The sequence below is a fragment of the Pseudomonas sp. GW821-FHT07F01 genome (assembly GCF_059418825.1).
Genome location: NZ_JBWKQO010000009.1, coordinates 16235 through 39363 on the forward strand (window position 1 = coordinate 16235; position 23129 = coordinate 39363).

At 66.7% G+C, this 23129-nt stretch carries 18 protein-coding genes and 1 pseudogene; 12 read left to right on the forward strand and 7 right to left on the reverse strand.

Annotated features, from left to right (window positions below; translation table 11 throughout):
* The first annotated feature begins 2 nt into the window (after positions 1 to 2).
* Positions 3 to 6320 (forward strand): AAA domain-containing protein, encoded by a 6318-nt coding sequence (locus AC07R1_RS28700; RefSeq protein WP_495111174.1) that lies wholly within the window; start codon positions 3 to 5, stop codon positions 6318 to 6320.
* Positions 6317 to 7651, forward strand: coding sequence for a coiled-coil domain-containing protein (locus AC07R1_RS28705; RefSeq protein WP_495111175.1), 1335 nt, complete (start codon positions 6317 to 6319; stop codon positions 7649 to 7651). The genes AC07R1_RS28700 and AC07R1_RS28705 overlap by 4 nt, the downstream gene beginning before the upstream one ends.
* Before the next feature lie 91 nt (positions 7652 to 7742).
* Here the strand turns inward: AC07R1_RS28705 and AC07R1_RS28710 are convergent, their stop codons facing one another.
* The 3 genes from AC07R1_RS28710 to AC07R1_RS28720 form a co-directional block, all read right to left on the reverse strand.
* Positions 7743 to 8513, reverse strand: a complete 771-nt coding sequence (locus tag AC07R1_RS28710) for a MetQ/NlpA family ABC transporter substrate-binding protein (RefSeq protein ID WP_011062440.1) — start codon at positions 8511 to 8513, stop codon at positions 7743 to 7745.
* An 82-nt stretch (positions 8514 to 8595) separates the two neighbouring features.
* Complete coding sequence (locus tag AC07R1_RS28715; RefSeq protein WP_011062441.1) at positions 8596 to 9261, reverse strand: methionine ABC transporter permease; 666 nt, start codon at positions 9259 to 9261, stop codon at positions 8596 to 8598.
* A gap of 3 nt (positions 9262 to 9264) precedes the next feature.
* Positions 9265 to 10488 carry an SfnB family sulfur acquisition oxidoreductase gene (locus AC07R1_RS28720; RefSeq protein WP_047337435.1) on the reverse strand — a complete coding sequence of 408 codons (1224 nt, stop codon included), beginning with the start codon at positions 10486 to 10488 and terminating at the stop codon, positions 9265 to 9267.
* Between the two features lie 283 nt (positions 10489 to 10771).
* Between AC07R1_RS28720 and AC07R1_RS28725 the strand changes: the two genes are divergently transcribed.
* The 10 genes and pseudogenes from AC07R1_RS28725 to AC07R1_RS28770 all read left to right on the forward strand — a co-directional run bounded on the left by AC07R1_RS28725 (position 10772) and on the right by AC07R1_RS28770 (position 18829).
* A complete protein-coding gene (locus AC07R1_RS28725; RefSeq protein ID WP_011062443.1) occupies positions 10772 to 11239 on the forward strand; it encodes a VOC family protein in 468 nt (155 codons plus the stop codon).
* Between the two features lie 296 nt (positions 11240 to 11535).
* Complete coding sequence (locus AC07R1_RS28730; protein ID WP_053159635.1) at positions 11536 to 12759, forward strand: PepSY-associated TM helix domain-containing protein; 1224 nt, start codon at positions 11536 to 11538, stop codon at positions 12757 to 12759.
* Complete coding sequence (locus AC07R1_RS28735; RefSeq protein WP_011062445.1) at positions 12756 to 13298, forward strand: PA2404 family protein; 543 nt, start codon at positions 12756 to 12758, stop codon at positions 13296 to 13298. Before AC07R1_RS28730 ends, AC07R1_RS28735 begins: the two co-directional genes overlap by 4 nt.
* 1 nt (position 13299) lies before the next feature.
* A pseudogene (locus tag AC07R1_RS28740) lies at positions 13300 to 13633 on the forward strand (hypothetical protein).
* Positions 13630 to 14202, forward strand: coding sequence for a DUF6162 family protein (locus tag AC07R1_RS28745; RefSeq protein WP_015636479.1), 573 nt, complete (start codon positions 13630 to 13632; stop codon positions 14200 to 14202). Before AC07R1_RS28740 ends, AC07R1_RS28745 begins: the two are co-directional and overlap by 4 nt.
* Before the next feature lie 35 nt (positions 14203 to 14237).
* A complete protein-coding gene (locus AC07R1_RS28750) occupies positions 14238 to 15167 on the forward strand; it encodes a metal ABC transporter substrate-binding protein (RefSeq protein WP_011062448.1) in 930 nt (309 codons plus the stop codon).
* Positions 15164 to 15907, forward strand: coding sequence for a metal ABC transporter ATP-binding protein (locus AC07R1_RS28755; RefSeq protein ID WP_015636481.1), 744 nt, complete (start codon positions 15164 to 15166; stop codon positions 15905 to 15907). The genes AC07R1_RS28750 and AC07R1_RS28755 overlap by 4 nt, the downstream gene beginning before the upstream one ends.
* Positions 15907 to 16806 (forward strand): metal ABC transporter permease, encoded by a 900-nt coding sequence (locus tag AC07R1_RS28760; protein WP_047288112.1) that lies wholly within the window; start codon positions 15907 to 15909, stop codon positions 16804 to 16806. Before AC07R1_RS28755 ends, AC07R1_RS28760 begins: the two co-directional genes overlap by 1 nt.
* A complete protein-coding gene (locus AC07R1_RS28765; protein ID WP_011062451.1) occupies positions 16807 to 17790 on the forward strand; it encodes a metal ABC transporter solute-binding protein, Zn/Mn family in 984 nt (327 codons plus the stop codon).
* 211 nt (positions 17791 to 18001) lie between these two features.
* Positions 18002 to 18829, forward strand: coding sequence for a class I SAM-dependent methyltransferase (locus AC07R1_RS28770; RefSeq protein ID WP_072442915.1), 828 nt, complete (start codon positions 18002 to 18004; stop codon positions 18827 to 18829).
* Between the two features lie 289 nt (positions 18830 to 19118).
* On the opposite strand, the gene AC07R1_RS28775 is transcribed toward AC07R1_RS28770, so the two are convergent.
* The 4 genes from AC07R1_RS28775 to AC07R1_RS28790 all read right to left on the reverse strand — a co-directional run bounded on the left by AC07R1_RS28775 (position 19119) and on the right by AC07R1_RS28790 (position 23077).
* Positions 19119 to 19343: an MbtH family protein gene (locus AC07R1_RS28775; protein ID WP_011062453.1), complete on the reverse strand. Its 225-nt coding sequence runs from the start codon at positions 19341 to 19343 to the stop codon at positions 19119 to 19121.
* A gap of 82 nt (positions 19344 to 19425) precedes the next feature.
* A complete protein-coding gene (locus tag AC07R1_RS28780) occupies positions 19426 to 20838 on the reverse strand; it encodes an aspartate aminotransferase family protein (RefSeq protein ID WP_495111176.1) in 1413 nt (470 codons plus the stop codon).
* Positions 20839 to 21073: 235 nt separating this feature from the next.
* Positions 21074 to 22399, reverse strand: coding sequence for an ATP-binding protein (locus AC07R1_RS28785; protein WP_011062455.1), 1326 nt, complete (start codon positions 22397 to 22399; stop codon positions 21074 to 21076).
* Positions 22400 to 23077, reverse strand: a complete 678-nt coding sequence (locus tag AC07R1_RS28790; protein WP_011062456.1) for a response regulator — start codon at positions 23075 to 23077, stop codon at positions 22400 to 22402.
* Between the last annotated feature and the right edge of the window lie 52 nt (positions 23078 to 23129).

Genomic DNA, 23129 nt, shown 5'->3' on the forward strand with positions numbered 1-23129 from the left:
CGATGATACGTTTTTGCCCCAATTGCCAGACTGAACGCCCACTGGCCGAAATTTTCTGTGAAGGCCAGGTAGACAACCGGGCCTGCGGCTGGGAACTTTCCGCCGAAGCGATTCATCCCGAAGGCTGGCGCCCACAACCGGTCATCACCCTCGAAGCGCTTGAGCCGCAGCCCCCGGTCGAGGCGGACAGCGGCTCGCCCCTGCTATGCGGCAACGGTCATGCCATGGCGGACGGCGACTTGATGTGCCTGGTCTGCGGCGCCGACCCGCTCGCCCCGGAGCAACAGCCACCCGCAGCGCCCCCAGCCGCCGACAGTGAAACCGTGATCGAAGGCTGGCGCCTCCTGCGCCAGATCAGCAGCGGCGGCGTGCGCGAGCGCTTTATCGCCGAGCACCGGGAAACCGCGCACCAGGCGGTGCTGACCCTGTACCAGGCCGGCGCCGAACCCGACCCATCGGTGTACGAAGCCCTCAAGCGCCTGCCCCGGGAACACGTGCCGGAAATCATCCTCACCGGCCGCTGGGACGAGCGCGCCTTCGAAGTGGCTGAAGAACTCACCGGCGGCACCCTGGCCGACCTGGGGATCGTGGTCAGCGACAGGGCCGCGGTGCAGCACATCGTCCGTGAACTGGGCCAGGCCCTGCATGCCTTCAGCGAAGCCGGCCTGCGCCACCGCGACCTGCGCCCGGCGACCTTGCTGGTGCGCAGCCGCGAGCCCCTGGACCTGGTGATCAGCGGCTTCGGTTCGGCGCGGCTGTCGGAGTTCGACCTGGACATCGTCTCGCCCCTGGAAACCAGCCGCTACATGGCCCCCGAAGCCATTGCCGGGGGCGTGGCCGCAGCCTCCGACTGGTGGAGCCTGGGGATGATCCTGCTGGAACAGCTGACCCAGGGAGAATGCTTCGCCGGCATCAATGCCAACGCCTACCTGATCCACATTCTGGCCAATGGCGTACTGCTGCCGGACGACCTCGACCCGCGCCTGGAGCTGTTGCTGCGCGGCCTGCTGGCCCGGGACCGCCACCAGCGCTGGCAATGGCCCCAGGTGCAGGCCTGGCTCCAGGGCGAAAGCCCCAGCGTCCCGGCCTCGGTCGCCAGTGAAGAGGACGCCGAGGAAGGCGCCAGCATCGCCCTGGGCAGCCGGCGCTTTCGCCGGCCAGGGCCGTTCGCCCTGGCTGCCGCCGAAGTCGAACACTGGCCCCAGGCCCTGGATCATCTGCTGCGCGGGGTGATCGTCACCTGGGCCGAACAGGCCGGTTTGCCCGCACGGCAGCTGGCGGGCCTGCGCCAGGTGGCCCAGCACGAAGGGCTGGACGATGACACCCGGCTGATGCTCGCCTTGAAACTGCTGAACCCGGAAATGCCCCTGATCCAGCGCGGCGAGATTGTCACCCCCGGCTGGTTGCTGGAGCATCCCCTGGACGGTTACCGCTTGATCAGCGGCCCGGCCCCGGACCTGCTGGAACGCCTGGAGACCGAGCACTGGCTGTCGCGGCTCAAGCTGCGGGCCGAACAGGTACGCCAGCGCGCCCAGCACCAGGCCATCGAACTGGACGAGGACCAGCTGCGCATCTACCTGCTCTCCAGCTCCCGCGCCCGTCTGGCCGCACAGTGGGAAGAACGCCAGCGCCTGCTGCCGGACAGCGAGCACAACGGCATCCTGTCCCTGGCGGACCGCCGCTCCATCAGCGAAGAAGACCTGATCGTGCTGCTCAGCGCCGCCATCGGGCAGTTCCGCTCGGTGGACGCGATCCTCGAAGAAGCCGCCACCCTGGCCCGCGAAGCCGTGGTCCTGAGCTTCGATGCGGCCAGTGCGCGTGCCCTGCTGGGGCTGCCGCGCCCGGCCTTGTACCGTGAAGTCGATGAGCGCATCAGCGGCTTCGCCCGTTGTGGCGTGCCGAGCGTCGATGAATGGGCCGAGCAGTTCCGCCTGGAACGCCGCATGCCCCTGGCCAGGGCCCTGGTGCTGCTGGCCATCGGCGCAGAGCAGTGGCTGGAGCCGCAAAAGCAGCACTACGTGTCGCAGATCCTCGACTTCTTCGAGAAGAAGGTCGCCAGCGTGGTGCTGCGCGGCCCGCTGGTGCGCATGAGCATCGGCAAGACCACCGCCCGGGTCGACCTCAACGAATTGCACAGTGAGCGCAGCCCGGCACCGGCGCTGCTGGATCACCTGGTGGCGCGCAACGCCCAGCCCATCAGCCTCGACCCGGCGTGCTTCGCCGAAAACCTGCAGTTGGATGCACGGCTCAACAGCCTGTACCGCCAGAGTTCGCTGTACAAGCGCGACACCGGGATCGATGGCCTGTACCTGGGCTTCCCTTTCCTCCTGACCCGGGACGCACGTGGCACCACTCGCACTCGCATCGCGCCGTTGCTGCTGTGGCCGGTCAAGCTGCTGCTGGAAGTCGGCAGCCGCGGCAAGGTGGCCCTGGTCTTCGACAGCGAGCGTGAAGAGGTGCGCCTCAATCCGGGGCTCGACACCTTGCTGGGCATCGATGCCGCCAAGCTCTGGCGCAAGGCCGCCGATGAACTGCTGGGGCGTTCGGCGCTCAAGGCCGCCGACGTGATGGACGCCTTCGGCATGCTGGCCACTGCCAGCTCCCGGGTGCTCGGCAGCCTGCCACCGCCGAGCACCGAAGTGCAGCCCTACCAGGATCAACTGGCCTGTGCCGCCGTGCTGTTCCATGTGGCCTTCATGGGCCAGGCCATCGGCGAGGACCTGCGCCAGCTCAAGGCCCTGCCCCCCGGCGGCACCGGCCTGGAAACCGCCCTGCGCCTGAACCCCGCGGAGCCCGACAGCGGCGACAGCGCTGCCACCGCGCTCGCGCCTGAACTGCAGCGCTTCTTTACCGTGGCCAGCGACCCCTCCCAGGAAGCCGCGGTGCTCCAGGCCCGACAGGCCCCCGGGCTGCTGGTGGAAGGCCCGCCCGGCACCGGCAAGAGCCAGACCATCGTCAACATGGTGGCCGACGCCATCGGCCGCCAGCGCAGCCTGCTGATCGTCTGCCAGAAGCACGCCGCCCTGGAAGTGGTGCACAAGCGCCTGGTGGCAGAAGGCCTGGGCAACCGTGTGGTGATGCTCAACGACATCAACCGTGACCGCGAACCGGTGATCCGCAGTGTCCGCGAACAGCTTGAGGCCCTGTTCAAGGACGATGCCGTCCAGCAACCCTGGCTGCACCAGCGTGAACGCCTGGCGGCACGCATCGAAGCCCTGGAGGGCGAACTGGATCGCTTCCACCAGAGCCTGCACCGCATCGATGAACACTGTGGCTTGAGCTACCGCCAGTTGATCGGCGAGCTGATCGGCCTGGAACAGGGGCCAGCGGCCCTGGATGTCCCGGTATTGCGCCAGCACCTGGCGGCCCTGGACATCGCCAGCCTGACCCGCCTGGAAGAGGCCTGCGCGCCGCTGATCCGCCTGTGGCTGCCGGCCCGCTATGAACACAGCGCCCTGGCCCAGCTCCAGCCCTTCCCCACCGACGCCGCCACGGTGCAAGCGTTCAATCAGGGCTTCGAGCGCCTGCTGAGCTGCGAGGAACAGCGCCTGGAAACCCTGCAGGCGCACCCGGCCGACTTCGAAGTCGACGACCCGGCGCCCTACCGCGCCTGGCTCGAGCAGCACCTGCACAGCCTGCTGGGCCTGGACGATGAGCGTCGCCAACGGCTGGCACGCTGGCTCCCGCTGTTTCGTGGTAGCAACGGCCAGGCCGCAGAAGGCGACGGGCTGATCCAGGCCCTGCAGGCACTGGCTCAACAACTGGAACAGTGCGACGCCACCGCTTACCAGGCCGACCTGGCGCCGGGCCTCAGCGCCCTGCCCGCGGCCCAACTGCGCACCCTGCAGCAACGCGCCCGCGCCGTTATCCAGGGTCGCTCCTGGCTGGCGCGGCTCAACCCGCTGCGCCTGATCCGCCAGCGCCAGTTGCTGGCCTTCCTCGCCGAACAGGGCGCCGCGGCCCAGCCGCAGCGCCTGCCGGAATTGCTGGCGGCGGCCCTGCTGGAAAGCCAGTGGCGACCCTTGCGCGCGCAGTTGCAACACCTGCATCAGCAACTGAGCCTTGCACAAATCGCCAGCGATTGCGGCCCGGGCCTGCTGCCGCAGGTACGCCAGGACCTCGGGCAACTGCAAGAAATGCGCGCCCTGGCCATGACCCTGGCGCAAGCCCCCCGGGTGGAGCAGTTGGATGCGGTGGTACTGACCGGCGAGCGGCGCTCTCTGGACAGCCTGCTGGCCGGCTACGACGCCGCGTTTATCCGCCACAGCGTGCGCCAGGACAGCCTGAATGCCCTGCAGCGCCTGGATCAGTGGCTGCAACCCGAGCTGCTGGGCCAACTGCGCCAGCGCGTGGAGCACAACCAGGGCAATCAGTCGGCCCTCAACCGCCTGCGCGACGCCTTGCCGACCCTGAGCGCCTACCAGGCTTTCCGGGCCCGGGCCGGCCAGCTGTCGCCGGCGGACCTGGAGTTGCTGGTAGTCCTGCGCGATTACCAGGACGCGCTCGACGCCATTCCCGCCGAGCAACTGGAAGCCGTGGTGCGGCGCATGCTCAACCGCGAAGCACGGCTGGGCTGGAAGCGCCAGATCGAACAACGCCAACCCGAGCTGATGCTCGAGCACAGCGAAACCGCGGCGAAGATCGCCAGCCTGGGCGAAGCCGACACCCAGATGCGCAACCTCAACCGTCAGTTGCTCAGTGAAGGCATCGAGCTGTCGCGCCTGGGCACCCGCAAACAGTGGGAGGACGTCACCCGCCTCACCGGACGGCGTTCGCGACGCTTGCGCGAGTTCATGGAAATGGGCGCCGGCCTGGGGCTGATGAGCCTGCGACCGGTGTGGCTGATGAACCCGGACGTGGCCAGCCGGGTGCTGCCGCTCAAGCCCGGGCTGTTCGATACGGTGATCTACGACGAAGCCTCGCAGATGCCGGTGGAGTTCGCCCTGCCGACCCTGTACCGGGGCCGAGTCACAGTGGTCAGCGGCGACGAGAAGCAGATGCCGCCCACCGCCTTCTTCTCCAGCCGGGTGGAAAGCGACGAGGCCGAACTGTTCGATGGCGACCAGCCGGACGCCGATGCCGACGAGGAACAACGGGAGGCCTTCGAAGACACCTGGAACCGCCGCGAAATCAAGGACTGCCCGGACCTGCTGCAACTGGCTCGCAGCTCGCTACCCTCCACCACCCTGCAGATCCACTACCGCTCGGCCTACCGCGAGCTGATCGGTTTCTCCAACGCCTCGTTCTACGGCAACCGCCTGAGCATCCCGGTACGCCATCCCCAGGCCAATATCCTCGCCATCAAGCCGCTGGAGCTGATCCGCGTGGACGGCGTCTACCAGCAGCAGGTCAACCCCGACGAGGCCGAACGGGTGGTGGACTACCTGGCCGAGCTCTGGCAGGCGCCCTATGCCGAACGCCCCTCGGTGGGGGTGGTGACCTTCAACCGCAAGCAGGCCGACCTGATCGAAGAGCGCCTGGAGTTGCGCGCCGAGCAGGACCCGGCGTTTCGTGCGGCCTACAGCCAGGAGCGCGAACGCAGCGAGGACGGCGAGGACATGTCGGTGTTCGTCAAGAACGTCGAGAACGTCCAGGGCGATGAGCGCGACATCATCGTGTTCTCCTCGACCTTCGGGCGTAACAGCCAGGGCAGCTTCCGCCGCAACTTCGGGGTCCTGGGGCAGACCGGCGGCGAGCGCCGGCTCAATGTGGCGGTGACCCGGGCCCGGCGCAAAGTGGTGATGATCACCTCGATGCCGATTGCCGATATCTCCGACATGCTCACCACCCAGCGCCCGCCCGCCAGCCCGCGGGACTACCTGCAAGGCTACCTGGAGTACGCCCGCGCCCTGTCGGCCGGGGAGTTTGCCAGCGGCCACAGCCTGCTGGGGCGCCTGGTCACCGAGCGCCAGGATGCAAAGGTCCAGCACAACGCCCACAGCGACGGTTTCACCCAGGCGGTGGCGGCGTTCATCCGCACCCTGGGCTGGAGCCCGGTCAGCGCCAACGAAGGGGATGCCTTCGGCCTGGACTTTGCCATCGAGCATCCCGATACCGGGCTCTATGCCCTGGGCATCGAATGCGATACCCCGCGCCACGGCCTCCTGGCCCGCGCTCGCTCCCGGGAAATCTGGCGCCCTTCGGTGCTGCGCCGGGCCATTCCCCACCTGCACCGGGTCTCGTCGCAGGCCTGGTACCACGACCCGCAAAGCGAGCGCGCTCGCCTGCAGGCCGCCATCGAGCAGGCCCTGCAGCCGCTGGCCGGTGCCGATTCGGTGACGCAGCCCCAAGCCCTGGCAGACACGGAGCAAACCCCATGAGCGGCCCGAAAGTGGTGCGTATCGTCACCCGTGAAGAAATCCTGGAGATCTGCGCCGGTCACCTGCGGCGCCTGGAACAGGCGATTGCCCGCTGGGAAGAACAGGCCCAGCGCCTGGGGCAACTGACCGAACAGGAGCGGGCCGCCACCCACGAGCGGTTCAAACAATTGCGCCAATTGATCGAGGCCGATCGCCTGCAGGACCTGCAACAGCAGGTACCGATCGAGATCGAGTTCCTCAAGGACGATCTGCAACAACGGGAAAACCGCGCGGTGCAGCAAGCCACGCAACAGCGCCAACTGGCCCGCCGCCAGCGGGAAAACGCCGCCACCCTGTTGGGCGCCCTGCAAGGCAAGCCGCTCGCAGCCCAATTGCTGGAGCCGTTGCGGGCGATTGCCGATGGGCAGCCGGTGCCGGCTGTGGAGTCGATCCTGGCCCAGGGTTTCGCCAGCCTGGGGGCGGCAGTCGAAGAACAGGGCCTGAGCGAGGCCCAGCAGCAACTGGCCCGGCGCCTGCAAGGCGAAACCCCAACCCAGACCCTGGCGCAGTGGCGCGCCGCCCATGAGCAAGCGGAACCCAGACTGGAACGCATCGAGCAGCACATTGCCCAGTTGCTGACCCTCGATGATCAGGCCAGCGCCGAACCCTACCTGGCCAAGTTGCGCCAGATAGATGCAGAAACCCGCGTGCAGCAGCGCAACCTGCTGCTGGACAGCCTGGTGCTGGAGCTGGCCCAGGCCACCCGCGACAGCCAGGAGCGCCGCGCGCGCCTGGCGCGCCTTGAGGAACTGGCCAGCGAAGTGGCGACCTTGTGCCCCGCAACCGCCGAGAACGAGCTGGCCCAGGCCGGCCAATGCAGCCTGGCCCATATGGCGCCAGTGGACGGGCTGATTGCCCGTTTCAGTGCGCTGATCGAAGCCGAGCTGCAACAACGCGCCGCCCTGGCCCGCCGCCAGGCGGTACTCGAAGGGCTGGCCAGCCTGGGCTACGAAGTTCGCGAGGGCATGGCCACCGCTTGGGCCCAGGACGGCAGGGTGGTGCTGCGCAAGGGCGCCACTCCGGGGTATGGCGTGGAGGTGGGCGGCAATGCCGACAACGGCCGGTTGCAGGTACGCGCGGTAGCCCTCAGCGCCCAGCGCGATACCCAGCGCGACAAAGACATCGAGACCATCTGGTGCGGCGAGTTCCAGCGGCTGCAAGCCCTGCTGGCGGCCCGTGGCGACGACCTGAGCATCGAGAAAGCCCTGGCCGTAGGGGCGGTGCCGCTCAGGGAGGTGCTGCTGGACGACACCCAGCAGCAATACCGGGAGCAGGCGCAACAGCGCACCTGACCCGCCTCGCCCTGTGGGAGCCTGCTTGCCGGCGAAGGCGATCTCGCGGGCCTCTTCGCTGGCAAGCCAGCTCCTACAAGGGGGCAGATGCTCAGAAGCCGGGGGCGATCTGGCCCTTGTAGCGGGTCAGGATGAACTGGCGCACGGCGTCGGAGTTCAGCGCCTTGGCCAGTTTCTGGATCCGCGGGTCGTTGATGTTGTCCGGGCGCGCCACCAGAAATTCGATGTACAGGTCCTTGCCCTTCTCCACGATCAAGGCGCTGTTGGTATCGATCCCGGCTTCCAGGGCGTAGTTGGCGAAGACAAACGCCAGGTCCACCTGGCTTACCGAGCGGGCCAGCAAGGCGCCTTCCAGTTCACGGATCTTCAGGTGCTTGGGGTTCTCGACAATGTCGCGCTGGGTGGCCAGGGTGTTGCTCGGGTCCTTGAGCTTGATCAGCCCCGCTTCATCCAGCAGCACCAGGGCCCGGCCGGTGTTCACCGGGTCGTTGGGAATCGACACACTGGCCCCGTCCTTGAGCTCGGCGATGCTCTTGATCCTGGTGGAGTAGGCGCCGAACGGTTCGATGTGCACCCCCACCACGGGCACCAGGTCGGTGTGCCGGGTCTTGTTGAAGTCATCGAGGAACGGCCGGTACTGGTAGTAGTTGGCGTCGAGGTTCTTCAGCGCCAGCTGCTGGTTGGGCTGGATGAAGTCGGTGAACACCTTGATCTGCAGGTCCACGCCTTCCTTGGCCAGTTGCGGTTTGACGAATTCGAGGATCTCGGCGTGGGGCACCGGGGTCGCGCCCACCAGCAGCTTTTCGTTGGCGTTGACGCTCAGGGACAGTACGGCGGCCAATACGGCCAGGGTCTTCTTCATGGGTTGCTCCTAAGGCAGAGGCAGGCAGCCGTCGTGGGGCGCACGTGGGGCCGTGTTTCGGGTTGGGTTCGAAGAAATCGCTTCAACGGCGGCTGTAGTGCGCCACCAGGCGGTCACCGGTCATCTGCAGGGCCTGCACCAGCACCAGCAGCAAGACCACGGTGACCACCATCACATCGGTCTGGAAACGCTGGTAGCCGTAGCGGATGGCCAGGTCGCCCAGGCCGCCGCCACCGATCACCCCGGCCATGGCGGTGTAGTCCACCAGCACGATGGCGGTCACCGTGACCGCCGCCAGCAGACCGCCCCGGGCTTCGGGCAGCAAGGTGTGGCGAATGATCTGCCAGGTGCTGCCGCCCATGGCCTGGGTCGCTTCCACCACCCCGCGGTCCACTTCCCGCAGGGCGGTTTCCACCAGCCGGGCAAAGAACGGCGTGCAGCCCACCACCAGCGGCGGGATAGTGCCCGGCACGCCAAGCGAGGTGCCCACCAGCAAGGTGGTCAGGGGAATCAGCACGATCAGCAAGATGATGAAGGGCAAGGAGCGCAGCATGTTGACCAGCACCGACAGCACCCGATACAGGCCCACCGCTTCATGCAACTGGCGCTTGCCGGTGAGAAACAGCAGCACGCCCAGGGGCAGCCCCAGCAGCACGGTAAAACCCAGGGCCGCGCCGAGCATGCTCAGGGTATCGACGCAGGCCTGGGCGATATCGGCCCAGTAAATGTTCTTGAACAGTTCGGCCATGGTTCAGGACCAGTCATGGCGCGGTGGCTTGATGTCGTTGAGCAGCCAGTTGCCCACCACGTGGTATTTCCAGCGCACCGGGTCGTGCAGGGTATGCACCCGGGCGTTGCGCCAGTGGCGGTCGAAGTTGTGGCGCTTGAGGGTGGAACGGGTGCCCCCCAGTTCGAACAGTTTATTGCTGGCCTCGATGGCGATTTCGGTGGTCAGCACCTTGGCCTTGGCCACCGCCAGGGAGGCCCGGGCCACATTGTCTTCATCGGGTGCCGGGCGGGCCGCGTCCAGGGCCAGGCCGGCCCGTTCCAGCAGGGCCTCGGCGGCTTCCAGGCGAATGTCCAGGGCCCCCACCTGGATGATGGTCAGCGGGTCTTCACTGGCCTTCTCCACCCCGGCATCGATCCACGGCCGGGCATGCTCACGCACGAAGGCGATGGTGTCGCGCAGCGCCGCCCGGGCAATCCCGGCGTCGATGGCGGCCGTGGTCAGCTGGGCGAAGGGCCCGGCCAGGGTCGGGCTTTCGTAGGAACGGTAGGTGGGAAACAGGTTGAAGGCCGGCACCTTGAGGTCCTGGGCCAGTACGGTGCCACTGGAGGTGGTGCGCTGGCCGATGCTGTCCCAGTCGTCGATCACCGCCAGCCCCTCGCTGCCCCGGGGCACGAAGGCCAGCTGGCCCCTGCCCTGCTCGTCCAGGGCCAGCACTGCCAGCCAATGGGCATACAGCGAACCGGTGCAGTAGCCCTTGCGGCCATTGATCACATAACCGTCACCCGAGCGGCGGACAGTGGCCTGGATGTCCTGGACGTTCTTGCCGCCGGTTTCCGACAACGCATTGGCAAAGCGATGGCCTTGCAGGGCCAGGGCGAAAAAGTGCGCCTGTTGCTCCGGCGTGCCCTGCAGGCGGATGTCTTCCAGCAGGCAGTAGTGGTTCTGCGGGATCTGCCCCAGGGACGGGTCGGCAGCGGAAATGATCGCGATGACCTCGGCCAGCACCGCATAGGACACCTGGGCGCCGCCGAATTCGCGAGGCACGCTGATGCCCCACAAGCCACTGTTGGAGTACAGGTCGACCACCTGCGCCGGTACTTCCCGGGTACGGTCGCGCTCGGCGTCCTGCTCCAGCAGGATCGCGGCCACTTGCCGGGCCACGGCCAGGGCTTCGGCGCCATCGCGGATCACATGGGCAGCGGGAGTGTGCAGGGGATAAACGGCAGATTCAGGCAATGCAGGCATACGGCGCTCTCGGGCGAATGAAGGTGACTGCCGCTCATTGCAGCTTCTGTGCCTAAAGCCTGCCCCCATGAATTCAAGGACTTGGGTGGTTATTTCGCCCCTGCATCAGGCCCTCTGCCGGGCAGATTGCTGGAACGCTGTTGATGGGCCAACAGTAGGCCAGTGTTGCCTGGACGACACCTCGTCGGCCCGTGCCAGGCAGGCAAGGGCCCGGGTATAGAGTGAAGCCTGCTCCACGCGGCGTCAGCGTCGCCCCCAACAACAAGATCAAGGAGAATCCCTGATGAGCGTCAATCCCATTCCCGAAGGTTTCAGCGGCGTCACCCCCTACCTGGGCATCCAGCGCGCCGCCGAGGCCATCGAGTTCTACAAGAAGGCCTTCGACGCGGTGCAGATCATGCGCCTGGACATGCCCGACGGCAGGGTCGGCCATGCCGAACTGCGCATCGGCGGTTCGGCCATCATGCTCGGCAGCCCTTGCGAACAAACCCCGATGGGCAGCCCGGAAGCCCACAAGACGTCGGTCGGGCTGCACCTGTATGTGGAAGATGTCGACAGCCGCTTTGCCCAGGCGATCGCCGCGGGCGGCACCGAAGTGTCGGCAGTCAAGGACCAGTTCTACGGCGATCGCAGCGGCAGCCTGCGCGACCCTTTCGGGCATGTGTGGTTCCTCGCCAGCCGCAAGGAGGAACTGAGCGCCGAGGAAATCGGCCGACGGGCCCGGGAAATGTTCCAGCAACAGGCCGGCTGAGCCTGCCCCTGTAGGAGCCGGCTTGCCGGCGAAGGCGTCTCGCGGCCCCGTTCGCGGGCGAGCCCGCTCCTACGGGGCCATGGGCATTGGCCAAACCAGTCAAGCAGCGGCTTTCACGAGGGTTTCGCAGCTTCGTAACATTTACTTTCATATCGCCTTTCGGGATTTACGATTCTCATTCGTCTTAATTAGATGCAGCAGGCCGCGTTGGCCCAGGCTATGCCCGGCGCTTTTTGTCCCGGGCCCGGTCCCGGGTTCCAGTGCCGCTCCATTCCTCGAATCAAGACGCCCATTCAATGTCGAAGAAGTCCCGTTCAAAAATCTGGTTTCTGGTGCACAGCTGGCTGGCCCTGCCCATCTGGTTCTTTGTGCTGATTGTCTGCGTCACCGGCACCCTGGCGGTGGTCAGCCAGGAGATCGTGTGGCTGGCCAACCCCGACGTGCGCGCCAGCAAGCCCAGCGATGACGCACAACCGCTGAATTACGACCAGATCGTCCAGGCCATCAAGCGCGCCGAACCCCAGACCCGGGTGGACACCATCGTCACCCCGGATGAAAGCCACTTCGCCCTGAGTGTCAGTGTCAGCTACCCGGACGGCCGCTCGCCGACGCTCTACGTCAACCCCTACACCGGGGTGATCCAGGGCACCAGCCCGCAGTTCGATTTCCAGGGCTTCACCCGCGCCCTGCACGGCTGGTGGCTGGTGCCCTTCACCAACGGCTACAGCTGGGGCTGGTACCTGGTGTCCTTGCTGGGCCTGCCCATGCTGGTGTCGCTGATCACCGGGCTGGTGGTCTACAAGAAGTTCTGGAAAGGCTTTCTCAAGCCGACCCTGCGCCTGCGCCACGGCGCACGGATCTTCTGGGGTGATTTCCATCGCCTGAGCGGCATCTGGTCGATCTGGTTCATCGCGGTGATCTCCATCACCGGCACCTGGTTCATGATCGAAGCGATTCTCTCGGACAACCACATCAGTATCTCCAGCGAACCCGTGGTCCCGGTGATCGCCCGCGAGCAAGTGCCGACCACGGGCGATGGCAGCCCGGCGCCGATGATCGGCCTGGACCAGGCCATCGGCATTGCCACACAGAAAATCCCCGGCTTCGACATCAGCTTCGTCAGCCTGCCGAGCAACGCCTACAGCCACCTGTATGTCGGCGGCCGCGGCTGGTATCCGCTGATGTACCAGACGGCCAACATCAACCCCTATACCGGCTCCCTGGACACCTCGCACCTGCTGGCGGACCGCAACACCCTGGAGTTCGTCACCGAATCCATGCGCCCGTTGCACACCGGTGATTTCGGCGGCCTCTGGATCAAGCTGATCTGGTTCTTCTTCGGCCTGGTGCTGAGCATGATGGTCCTCAGCGGCCTGCTGATCTGGACCAAGCGCACCGCCCTGGCCACCGCCAACGCCCTCAAGCGCGAAGAAAAGGCCGCCCGTGCGCGCCCCGCCAGCAAACCCGCCCAGGCACCCGCCCCGGCCATGAGCGCCGAAACCTCGGAGAGCACCCTGTGAGCCAGACCAGCACCGCCGCCGCGCCTTCGAACCTGAGCCGGCTCTGGCACAAGTGGCGCTTTCACCTGAACATCCTGCTGTTGCTGATTCCCCTGGGCTTCATGCCCAAATACTTCGCCGACGTTGCCCTGTTTCGCGGCGAAAGCGGCCTGGGTGAACGGGAGATCGGCGAAATCCAGGTCGGCCCCTGGAGCCTGCGCCTGGCGGAAATGCGCAACGAAGCGCCACGCAGCGATGGCCCCGCCGGTTACCTGAAAAGCTTCAACGCCGCCCTGTGCCAGGCCTGCATCGAGCCGGTCAAGGCCACCTACCTGCGCATCGGCAAGCCCCGCAGCCTGCGGGCCGCCGGGGTGATTTTCTTCGGCAGCCCGTACCGCATGGGCGCCAGCCTGCCCATCCCGGAAAAGACCAAGGCCGATTCCGAGCTGTGGATCACCATGGAAGGCTGGGACGGCAGCATGCACCAGGCATCCATTCCCCTGAGCCAGGCGTCACCCGCCACCGTGGCCTGGCTCGAAAAACAAGGAGGCAAACGATGAGTTGCGCAGTATTCCCACGGCGCCTTGGCGCCCTGGCCCTGTTGTTGCTGGGCGGCGCCTTCAGCCACAGCGCCCTGGCCCACAACCCGATGTGCGAGTGCAAGGCCATAGACGCCGAGCAGATCCGCTGCACCGGTGGTTTTTCCGATGGCAGCGGCGCCCCGGGGGTGACCCTGGACGTGATCGGCTACGACGAAACCATCCTGGTGCCGGGCAAGCTGGGGGCCGACTCGACCCTGACCTTCAAGAAACCTTCCAGCGAGTTCTACGTACTCTTCGATGCGGGCCCCGGCCACGTGGTCGAGATCGACCAAGCGGATATCGAGGCCCCATGACTCCTGCCACCACCCAGGTCGTGCGCCCCGCCGGCGCCGGCCATGAAACCCTCTATGTGCTGTTGCTGTGTGCACTGATTCTGAGTGTGGCTGCCACCGTGGTGCTGTGGCGCGGCGAAGAAACCGCGACCGGCAGTGTCGCCAGCCACCAGCTGGACGCGCGCCGCGACCTCAGCGCCGGCGAGCAGGGCATCTATGCCGACCTGCGGGTGACCCTCGACGAAATCCACCTGCTGCGAGCCGAAAGCCAGGACCTGCCGACCCCCGAGGAACTGGCCGGCGAAGGCTTCGCCCCCTTCGCCCAGGACGCCAGCTCGGTGAGCCGCGGTGGCCATATCTGGACAGTGCAGAACCAGGCCTACCTGGGTCTGAGCCAGAACCCGCAAGTGGCCGGCTCCTTTCTGATGCGCATCGACGCCGAAGATGACACCCAGGTGGATATCTGGCTCAACCGCGCCCCTTCCGCCGCCCTGCCCGCTGACCTGGGCGACGAACCACTGGCCGCCGCCGGCTGGCAACAGGTGGTGGCGCAATTCGATGCCGGAGTGACCCGCCAGCATCGCCACTGATCATTCGCATTCACCCGAGAGAAGACCGCTTGCCCATGCCTATTTCATCTCAACGCCGCCCCTTTCTGCAGGTGCTGCTGGTCAGTCTGCTGGCCCTGATGCTCAGCCCCCTGGCCAGCGCCGACCCGGCCAAGCGCCTGCGCATCGGCATCACCCTGCACCCCTACTACAGCTACGTGGCCAATATCGTCGGTGACAAGGCCGAGGTGGTGCCGCTGATTCCCGCCGGCTTCAACCCCCACGCCTACGAACCCCGGGCCGAGGACATCAAGCGCATCGGCACCCTGGACGTGATAGTGCTCAACGGCGTGGGCCACGATGACTTCGCCGACCGCATGATCGCCGCCAGCGAGCGCCCGGACATCCCGGTGATCGAAGCCAACGAAAACGTGCCGCTGCTGGCCGCCACCGGCGTCGCCGCCCGGGGCGCCGGCAAAGTGGTCAACCCGCACACCTTCCTCTCCATCAGCGCCTCCATCGCCCAGGTCAACAACATCGCCCGGGAGCTGGGCAAGATGGACCCGGCCAACGCCAAGACCTACACCCAGAACGCCCGGGCCTACGGCAAGCGCCTGCGGCAGATGCGCGCCGACGCCCTGGCCAAGCTGACCCAGGCACCCAACGCCGACCTGCGGGTGGCCACGGTGCATGCTGCCTACGACTACCTGCTGCGCGAGTTCGGCCTGCAAGTCACCGCAGTGGTGGAGCCGGCCCACGGCATCGAGCCCAGCCCCAGTCAGCTGAAAAAGACCATCGACCAACTGCGGGAACTGGACGTCAAGGTGATCTTCTCGGAGATGGACTTCCCCTCCACCTACGTCGACACCATCCAGCGCGAATCCGGGGTCAAGCTCTACCCGCTGTCGCACATTTCCTACGGCGACTACAGCGCCGACAAGTACGAGAAGGAAATGAAGGGCAACCTCGACACCGTGGTCCGGGCCATCCAGGAGGCCGGGGCATGACCGCCATCGAGACCCTGCTGCGGGGCCCGGCCATCGAGTTCGACCAGGTCAGCCTGACCCTGGGCCGCACCACCATCCTCGATCGCGTCGCCTTCCAGGTGCAGCCCGGCAGCGTGCACGCCCTGGTGGGCCCCAACGGCGGCGGCAAGAGTTCGCTGATCAAGACCCTGCTGGGGCAGATGCCGCACCAGGGCCAGTTGCGCCTGCAGTGGCCGGATGCCCCCGGCACCATCGGCTACGTGCCCCAGGCCCTGGAGTTCGACCGCGGCCTGCCCATGACCGTGGACGACTTCATGGCCGCCATGTGCCAGCGCCGCCCGGCCTTTCTCGGCCTCAGCCGGCACTACGCCCAAGCCATTGGCGAGGCCCTGGAACGAGTCGGCATGCAGGACAAGCGCAAGCGGCGCATGGGCGCCCTGTCCGGCGGTGAACGCCAGCGGGTACTGCTGGCCCAGGGCCTGATCCCGGCACCGCAACTGCTGGTACTGGATGAGCCGATGTCGGCCCTGGACGAGGCCGGCATCCAGGTCTTCGAACGACTGCTCCACGACTGGCGCCAGAGCGGCATCACCCTGTTGTGGATCGAGCACGACCTGGAGGCCGTGGGCCGCCTGGCGGACCGGGTCACCGGCCTCAACCGTCGGGTGCTGTTCGACGGCCCGGCGCAGCAGACCCTGACCCCGGAGCGCCTGCTCAGCCTGTTCTCCACCCATCCACGAGCCGCCGGGAGCGCCGCCTGATGACCTATGAAGCTTTTCGCCTGATGGTCCAGGGCTGGGCTTCGGCCGGCTACCTGCCCGAAGCCCTGGCCTACGGGTTCGTGGTCAACGCCCTGCTGGCCGGGCTGCTGATCGGCCCGGTGCTGGGCGGCCTGGGTACCCTGGTGGTGGTCAAGCGCTTCGCCTTCTTCTCCGAAGCCGTGGGCCACGCGGCGCTGACCGGGGTGGCCATCGGCATCCTCCTGGGCGAACCCTACACCGGCCCCTACGGCAGCCTGTTCGGCTACTGCCTGCTGTTCGGCATCCTGCTCAACTACCTGCGCAACCGCACCGGCCTGGCCCCGGACACCCTGATCGGCGTGTTCCTTTCGGTGTCCCTGGCCCTGGGCGCCAGCCTGCTGCTGATCCTCGCCGGCAAGATCAACGTGCACATCCTGGAAAACGTGCTGTTCGGCTCGGTGCTCACGGTCAACGGCAGCGACCTCTTGGTGCTGCTGATCGTCGGCGCCCTGGTGCTGGGCCTGAGCCTGCCGTTGTACAACCGCATCATGCTGGCCAGCTTCAACCCGCAGCTGGCGGCGGTACGCGGCGTAGCGGTGAAGGCCCTGGACTACCTGTTCGTGATCCTGGTGACCCTGATCACCGTGGCCGCGGTCAAAGTCATCGGCGCCATCCTGGTAGGCGCCCTGCTGGTGATTCCGGCCGCCGCGGCACGCCTGCTGAGCCAGTCGCTCAAGGGCTTCTTCTGGATCTCGGTGAGCATCGCCACCGTCAGCACCCTGTGCGGCATCCTGCTACCCATCGTCTTCGACCTGCCGGTGCCCTCCGGCGCCGCGATCATCCTGGTGGCCGGTGTCGCCTTCGCCCTGGCCGCCATCGCTCGCGGCACTGTCCCCAGCCTGAAAGGGAATATCGGATAAATGCACAGTTCATTGCCTCACCTGTCACTGCGTCGCCTGACCCTGGCCCTGGCCCTCGGCGGCCTGATCAGTACTCCGGCCCTGGCCGAGCGCGACCACTTCGAACCGATGCGCGTGGTCGCCAACCACGGCATGGGCAACACCGCGCTGCACAGCGCCACCTCAAGCAAATCACCGACGGTGCTGGCTTCCCTGCCGGTAACTTTCGGCCTGGGGCAGATCCTGCTGCAGGGTACCGACATCAAGCTGGAACGGGCCGCCCCGGCCAACCTGCCGGGCTCGCGGCAGACTGCCTATTTCACCGGGCGTGGCGCTCCGGCCCTGGCCAAGCTGGCACTCAATGCCGACGCAGTGATCGGCCTGCGCTCGATCTGGCCGGACGACCCGCTGTACCCCAACGCCCGGCGCAGCAACATCCGCATCGTCGAGATCGACGCTGCACGCCCGGTGGACGGCGCCCTGCCCGGGGTGGCCCTGCAACCGGGCAAGAGCGACGGGCTCAACGCCCAGCCCTGGCTGTCCAGCAACAACCTGGGGCGCATGGCCGACGTGCTGGCGGCGGACCTCGCGCGGCTGGCGCCCGAAGCCAAACCGCAGATCGAAAGCAACCTGGCGGGCCTCAAACAGCGCCTGCTGAAACTCAGCGCCGACAGCGAAGCGCGCCTGGCCGAGGCCGACAACCTCAGCGTGCTGAGCCTCTCCGAGCACTTCGGGTACCTGGTCAGTGGCCTGAACCTGGAACTGCTGGAAGTGGACGCCCGGGCCGACAACGAATGGACCCCCGAGGCCCTGAAAAAGCTGCAAGCCCGGCTCAAGGACAACGATGTGGCCCTGGTCCTGCACCACCGCCAGCCGTCCGATGCACTGAAAGCCGCCATCAGCGCCGGCGGCAGCCAGCTACTGGTGCTGGAAACCGACAGCGCCGACCCGCTCGCCGAACTGGAAGGCAACCTGCAGAAAGTCACCCAGGCCCTGAGTCTGTAGCCGCTGCCGCAGGCTGCGAACGGCTGTGCAGGAGACGCTGCTCTTGAGATCGCTGAAGGTCCTGCGGACCTTGGCGCAGCTTCGCCATGGCTCGGCAGCGCCTACAGTCGGGGTCAGGGGGCCGGGGCCGCTTACATATTCCCTCAAGATCGCGCGCATTTTCCGGTGCTAGTCTGCGCTTCGCCAAAAGCCCAGAGAAGAAGCCCGCGCCATGAGCGACTACGTAAAACTCAACAAGACCAACTGGGACGAACGCGCGCCCCTGCATGCCGCCTCGGCGGACTACGCGGTGCAGCGTTTTGTCGACGAAACCGGCTATCTGTCCGACGTGGTGCAGTTCGACCGGCCCTTGCTGGGGGATATCCGAGGCCTGCGCGGGGTGCATCTGCAATGCCATATCGGCACCGACACCCTGTCCCTGGCCCGCCTCGGCGCGCAGATGAGCGGCGTGGATTTTTCCCCGGCGTCCCTGGCGGAAGCCCGGACCCTGGCCCGACGCTGCAATACGCCTATCGACTACCACGAGTCCGACGTGTTCCTGGCCACCGAGGTACTGCCCCAAGGCAACTTCGATCTGGTCTACACCGGCATCGGCGCCCTGTGCTGGCTGCCGAGCATCGAGCGCTGGGCGCAGACCGTCGGCGCCCTGCTCAAGCCCGGTGGCCGGCTGTTCATCCGCGAAGGCCACCCGATGCTCTGGGCCATCAACGAAGATCACCACGACTCATTGCGGGTGGAACTGCCCTACTTCGAAACCCGCGAGCCTCTGGTCTGGGACGACGAAAACACCTACGTGGAAACCGACAGCCCCCTCAAGGCCACCATGACCCACGAATGGAACCACGGCCTGGGAGAGATCATCAGCGCCTTGCTGGCCCAGGGCCTGGACATCACGGGACTGGTGGAGCACCAGAGCATCCCCTGGGAAGCCCTGCCCGGGCAGATGGTGGTGGATGAACGCGGCGAATGGCGACTCAAGGAAGCGCCATGGCGCCTGCCACTGAGCTACACCTTGCAGGCCGTCAAGCGCGGGGGCTGATCGCCCGGCGTGAAAAACCGCCAAGCTCAAGAAGGCAGCGCCTCTGTAGCCGCTGCCGCAGGCTGCGAACGGCTCCGCAGGAGGCGCTGCCCTTGAGATCGCTGAAGGTCCTGCGGCCCTTTGCGCAGCTTCGCCATAGCTCAGCAGCGGCTACAGAACAATCTTGATCCGGGATCTTTGTAGCCGCTGCCGCAGGCTGCGAACGGCTCCGTAGGAGGCGCTGCTCTTGAGATCGCTGAAGGTCCTGCGGCCCTTTGCGCAGCCTCGCAGGCTCGGCAGCGGCTACAGATCAGCCGGCTACGGCCTGCTGGTCCATCTTCTGGCGCAGGCTCAGGGGGCGCATGTCGGTCCAGACTTCTTCGATGTAGGCCAGGCAGTCCTTCTTGAAACCGCTCTTGCCCACAGTGCGCCAGCCCTGGGGCACGGCCTTGTAGTCGGGCCAGATCGAGTATTGCTCTTCATGGTTGACCACCACCTGGAACAGGATGTCCTCACGGTCGAATACTGAAGTCATTGCTTGTCTCCATCACTGATAAGGTTCGCCGCGCTCAGCGCACGGCGGTTGTGTAGAAGGAACGAAACGGCGGGGCAAAAAATTAGAGGCTGGCCACTGCCGCCGCTACGGCTTTGCTGAAGATCTGGGCCACCTGGTCGATCTGCGCTGCGGTGATTACCAGCGGCGGCAGGAAACGCACCACGGCGCCGTGGCGCCCGCCCAGCTCCAGGATCAGCCCGCGCTTGAGGCATTCGCGCTGCACCAGCGGTGCCAGGCGCGCATGCTGGGGTGGATGGCCCTGGGCATCCGGCACGCCGGCCGGGTCCACCAGTTCCACCCCGAGCATCAGGCCACGACCACGGATATCCCCCAGTTGCGGGAAGTCGCGCTGCAGGATCAGCAGGTGCTCGCGCAAGCGCTCGCCCATGGCCGCCGCGTGCTCGGGCACCCGGTGTTCCTTGAGGTAGCGCATCACCGCGGAACCGGTGGCCATGGCCATCTGATTGCCGCGGAAGGTGCCGGCGTGGGCACCCGGCTGCCAGGTGTCGAGCCAGTCGCGATAGACCATCACCGCCAGCGGCAGGCTGCCGCCGATGGCCTTGGACATCACCACCACATCGGGAATGATCCCCGCGTGCTCAAAGGCGAACATCTTGCCGGTGCGACCGAAGCCGCTCTGGATTTCATCGACGATCAATGCCACCCCGGCCTTCTCGGTGATGCGGCGCACACCTTGCAGCCATTCCAGGTCGGCCGGGATCACCCCGCCCTCGCCCTGCACCGCCTCGACAATCACTGCCGCTGGCAGGGCCACCCCGGCTTCCGGATCGGTGAGCAGGTTTTCCAGGTAATGCAGGTTGACCTTGACCCCTTCGGCGCCCCCCAGCCCGAACGGGCAGCGGTAGTCATAGGGGAACGGCAGGAACTGCACGCCGTTGTTCAGCATCCCGGCCAGGGCGCGCTTGGGCCCCAGGCTGCCCATCAGGCTCAGCGCACCCTGGCTCATGCCGTGGTAACCGCCCTGGAACGACAGCACGGTGCTGCGCCCGGTAGCGGTGCGCGTAAGCTTCAGCGCGGCTTCCACGGCATCGGTGCCGGTGGGGCCGCAGAACTGGATCCTGGCCTCGCCAGCCAGGGCCTCGGGCAACAGGCCGAACAGGTCCTGGACGAACTGGTCCTTGACCGGGGTGGTCAGGTCCAGGGTCAACAGCGGCAATTCATCGGCCAGCACCTGCTGGATCGCGGCGATCACCACCGGGTGATTGTGGCCCAGGGCCAAAGTCCCGGCACCGGCCAGGCAATCGATGAAACGCCGGCCCTCGACGTCCTCAACGTGGATGCCGCTGGCCCGCTTCAGGGCCAGGGGAATGCGCCGTGGATAACTGCGGGCATTGGATTCCTGGCGGCTCTGGCGGGCCAGCAGGGGCGACTCGTCGAACTGGTAAAGCGTCTCTTGCGGGGCGGCGCCAAGGCCCACCGGCGAATCTTCCATCAGGCTGGTAACGGCTGACATGTCTCGAACCCTCACGCTGCAATTTGAGCAAAACGGCCACCGGCCGGATGCGCAGCCCAAGCGCGGGCGCGCACTGACAGGTTTTCCTGTTCTAAAAACGCTTCAGCGCGGTGGGGATTTACACCCCGGGGCGAGGAAATTGCACATGCCGCCCCGTAGGAGCCAGCTTGCTGGCGAAGGCGGTCTCAAGGGCCCCTTCGCTGGCAAGCCAGCTCCTACAGTGGACGGTGATGGGTCAGGCGCGGTGGGCAGGCAGGGTCAGCTCGACTCGCAGGCCATCGGGGCGGCTATCGAAATTCAGCTCGCAACCGCAACGCTGGACGATGGCCTGGACAATCGCCAGGCCCAGGCCACAGCCACTGCTCTGGCTGTCGCGCCAGAAGCGCTGGGTCAGGTGCTGCAAGTCTTGCGCGGGAATGCCCGAACCATGGTCGCGGACCTGGAAACGCACCCGGGCGCCGACTGTCTCCAGGTTCAGCTCCACCGGGCATTCTTCAGGGGTGTGGCGCAGTGCGTTGTCCAGCAAGTTGCGCAAGGCAGCGATGGCCAGGGTCGAGGGCATTTCCACCGCAGCCTCGCCGGCCTTGCCGTGCATATGCAGCTTGACCCGGGCCCGAGCGCCCACGGCGGCGTCCTGGATCGCCAGGCGCGCCACCTGTTCGGCAGTACAGTGCACGCCGTCGTCGAACGACAGGCTGCCCTCGACCCGGGCCAGCAACAGCAGCTGCTCCAGGGTGCGGTGCATGCGGTCGGCGCCCTCCTCGGCCCGGGCCAGGGACTGATCCCGGGCCGCACCTTCGGTCATGCGCGCCACTTGCAGGTGGGTCTTGATCGCGGTCAGCGGGCTGCGCAATTCGTGGGCGGCGTCACCGGTCAGGCGGCGTTCACGCTCGATGGTCTTGGCAATGCGCTGGAACAGCTGGTTCTGGGTTTCCAGCAGCGGCCGCAGCTCGCTGGGCATGGGCTGGATCTGCAACGGTTCCAGGGAGTCGGCGCTGCGGCGCATCAGCGCGTCACGAATCCGGTTCAGCGGGGCCAGGCTCTGGCCGATGCCCAGCCACAGCAGCCACAGGCAGCCGAGCAGGGCCACGCCCACCGGCACCGAAGCCGCCAGCAGCACCGACATGTTCAGGGCTTCGCGCTCGACCTGGCGATCCGCGGTGGTGATGCGCATGTCGCCGCGCACCAGGGTGAAGGTGCGCCAGGGCGCGCCGTCGATCATCTGGTCGTGAAAGCCCAGCTTCTCGGCTTCCAGCGGGTGCTCCGGAGTGCTGTGGCTGCGGGCCAGGATCTGCCCGCGCAGGGAACTGACCTGGCAGGCCATGCCGCCGGGGATGGTCAGGGCTGCGCTGTTGATCTGGTTGCTCGGGCCATGGGACGGCAGCGCCGGCATCTGCTCCAGCAGCCCGGCGACCATGCGCGCCGAAGCGACCAGGCGCTGGTCCAGGGAAAACATCATCTGGTTGCGCAGGTCACTGAGCATCCAGGCCGCGGCCAGGGCCCAGATCAGGATGAAGGCAGCGCCCAGGGTCATGCTCAGGCGCAGGCGCAGGCTTCTCACTTAGCGGTTCTCCTCACCGTCGGCCGGGCCCAGGCGATAGCCGAGGCCGCGCACGGTTTCGACGATGCCGTTGCCGAGTTTGCGCCGCAGGTGGTGGATGTGCACATTCAGCGCGTTGCTCTCCAGCTCATCGTTGAAACCGTAGACGCTGTCCTTGAGTTGCTCGCTGGACAGCACCCGGCCACGGTTGTGCAGCAGCGCCTGGAGCAGGGATTGCTCGCGCCGCGAGAGGTCCACCGGTTGGCCGCCGAGCAGGGTTTCCCGGGTGCTCGGGTCATAGGTCAGGCGCCCGTGCTCGATCAGGTTGACGCTGCGCCCCGCCACCCGGCGCAGCAAGGTGTGCAGGCGCGCCGCCAGTTCCCGCAGGTCGAAGGGCTTGAGCAGGTAATCGTCGGCACCGGCCTGCAAGCCATCGACCCGGTCGGTCACCGAGTCGCGGGCGGTGAGGATCAGCACCGGAATCTCCAGGCCCTGCTGGCGCTGCTGCTTGAGCAGCTTCAAACCGTCTTCATCCGGCAGGCCAAGATCCAGTACCATCACGTCGAAATCGGCCACGCCGAGCATGGCCCGCGCTGCCGAAGCGGTGGCCACATGCTCGACCGTCAGGCCCTGGGCCGTGAGGCCGGCGACTATCCCGCTGGCAATCAGCTCATCATCTTCACAGACAAGTACGTGCATGGTCGGTCCTGTACAAAGGCGTTGATTAAGCGGGCTGCGGATTAAGCGGACA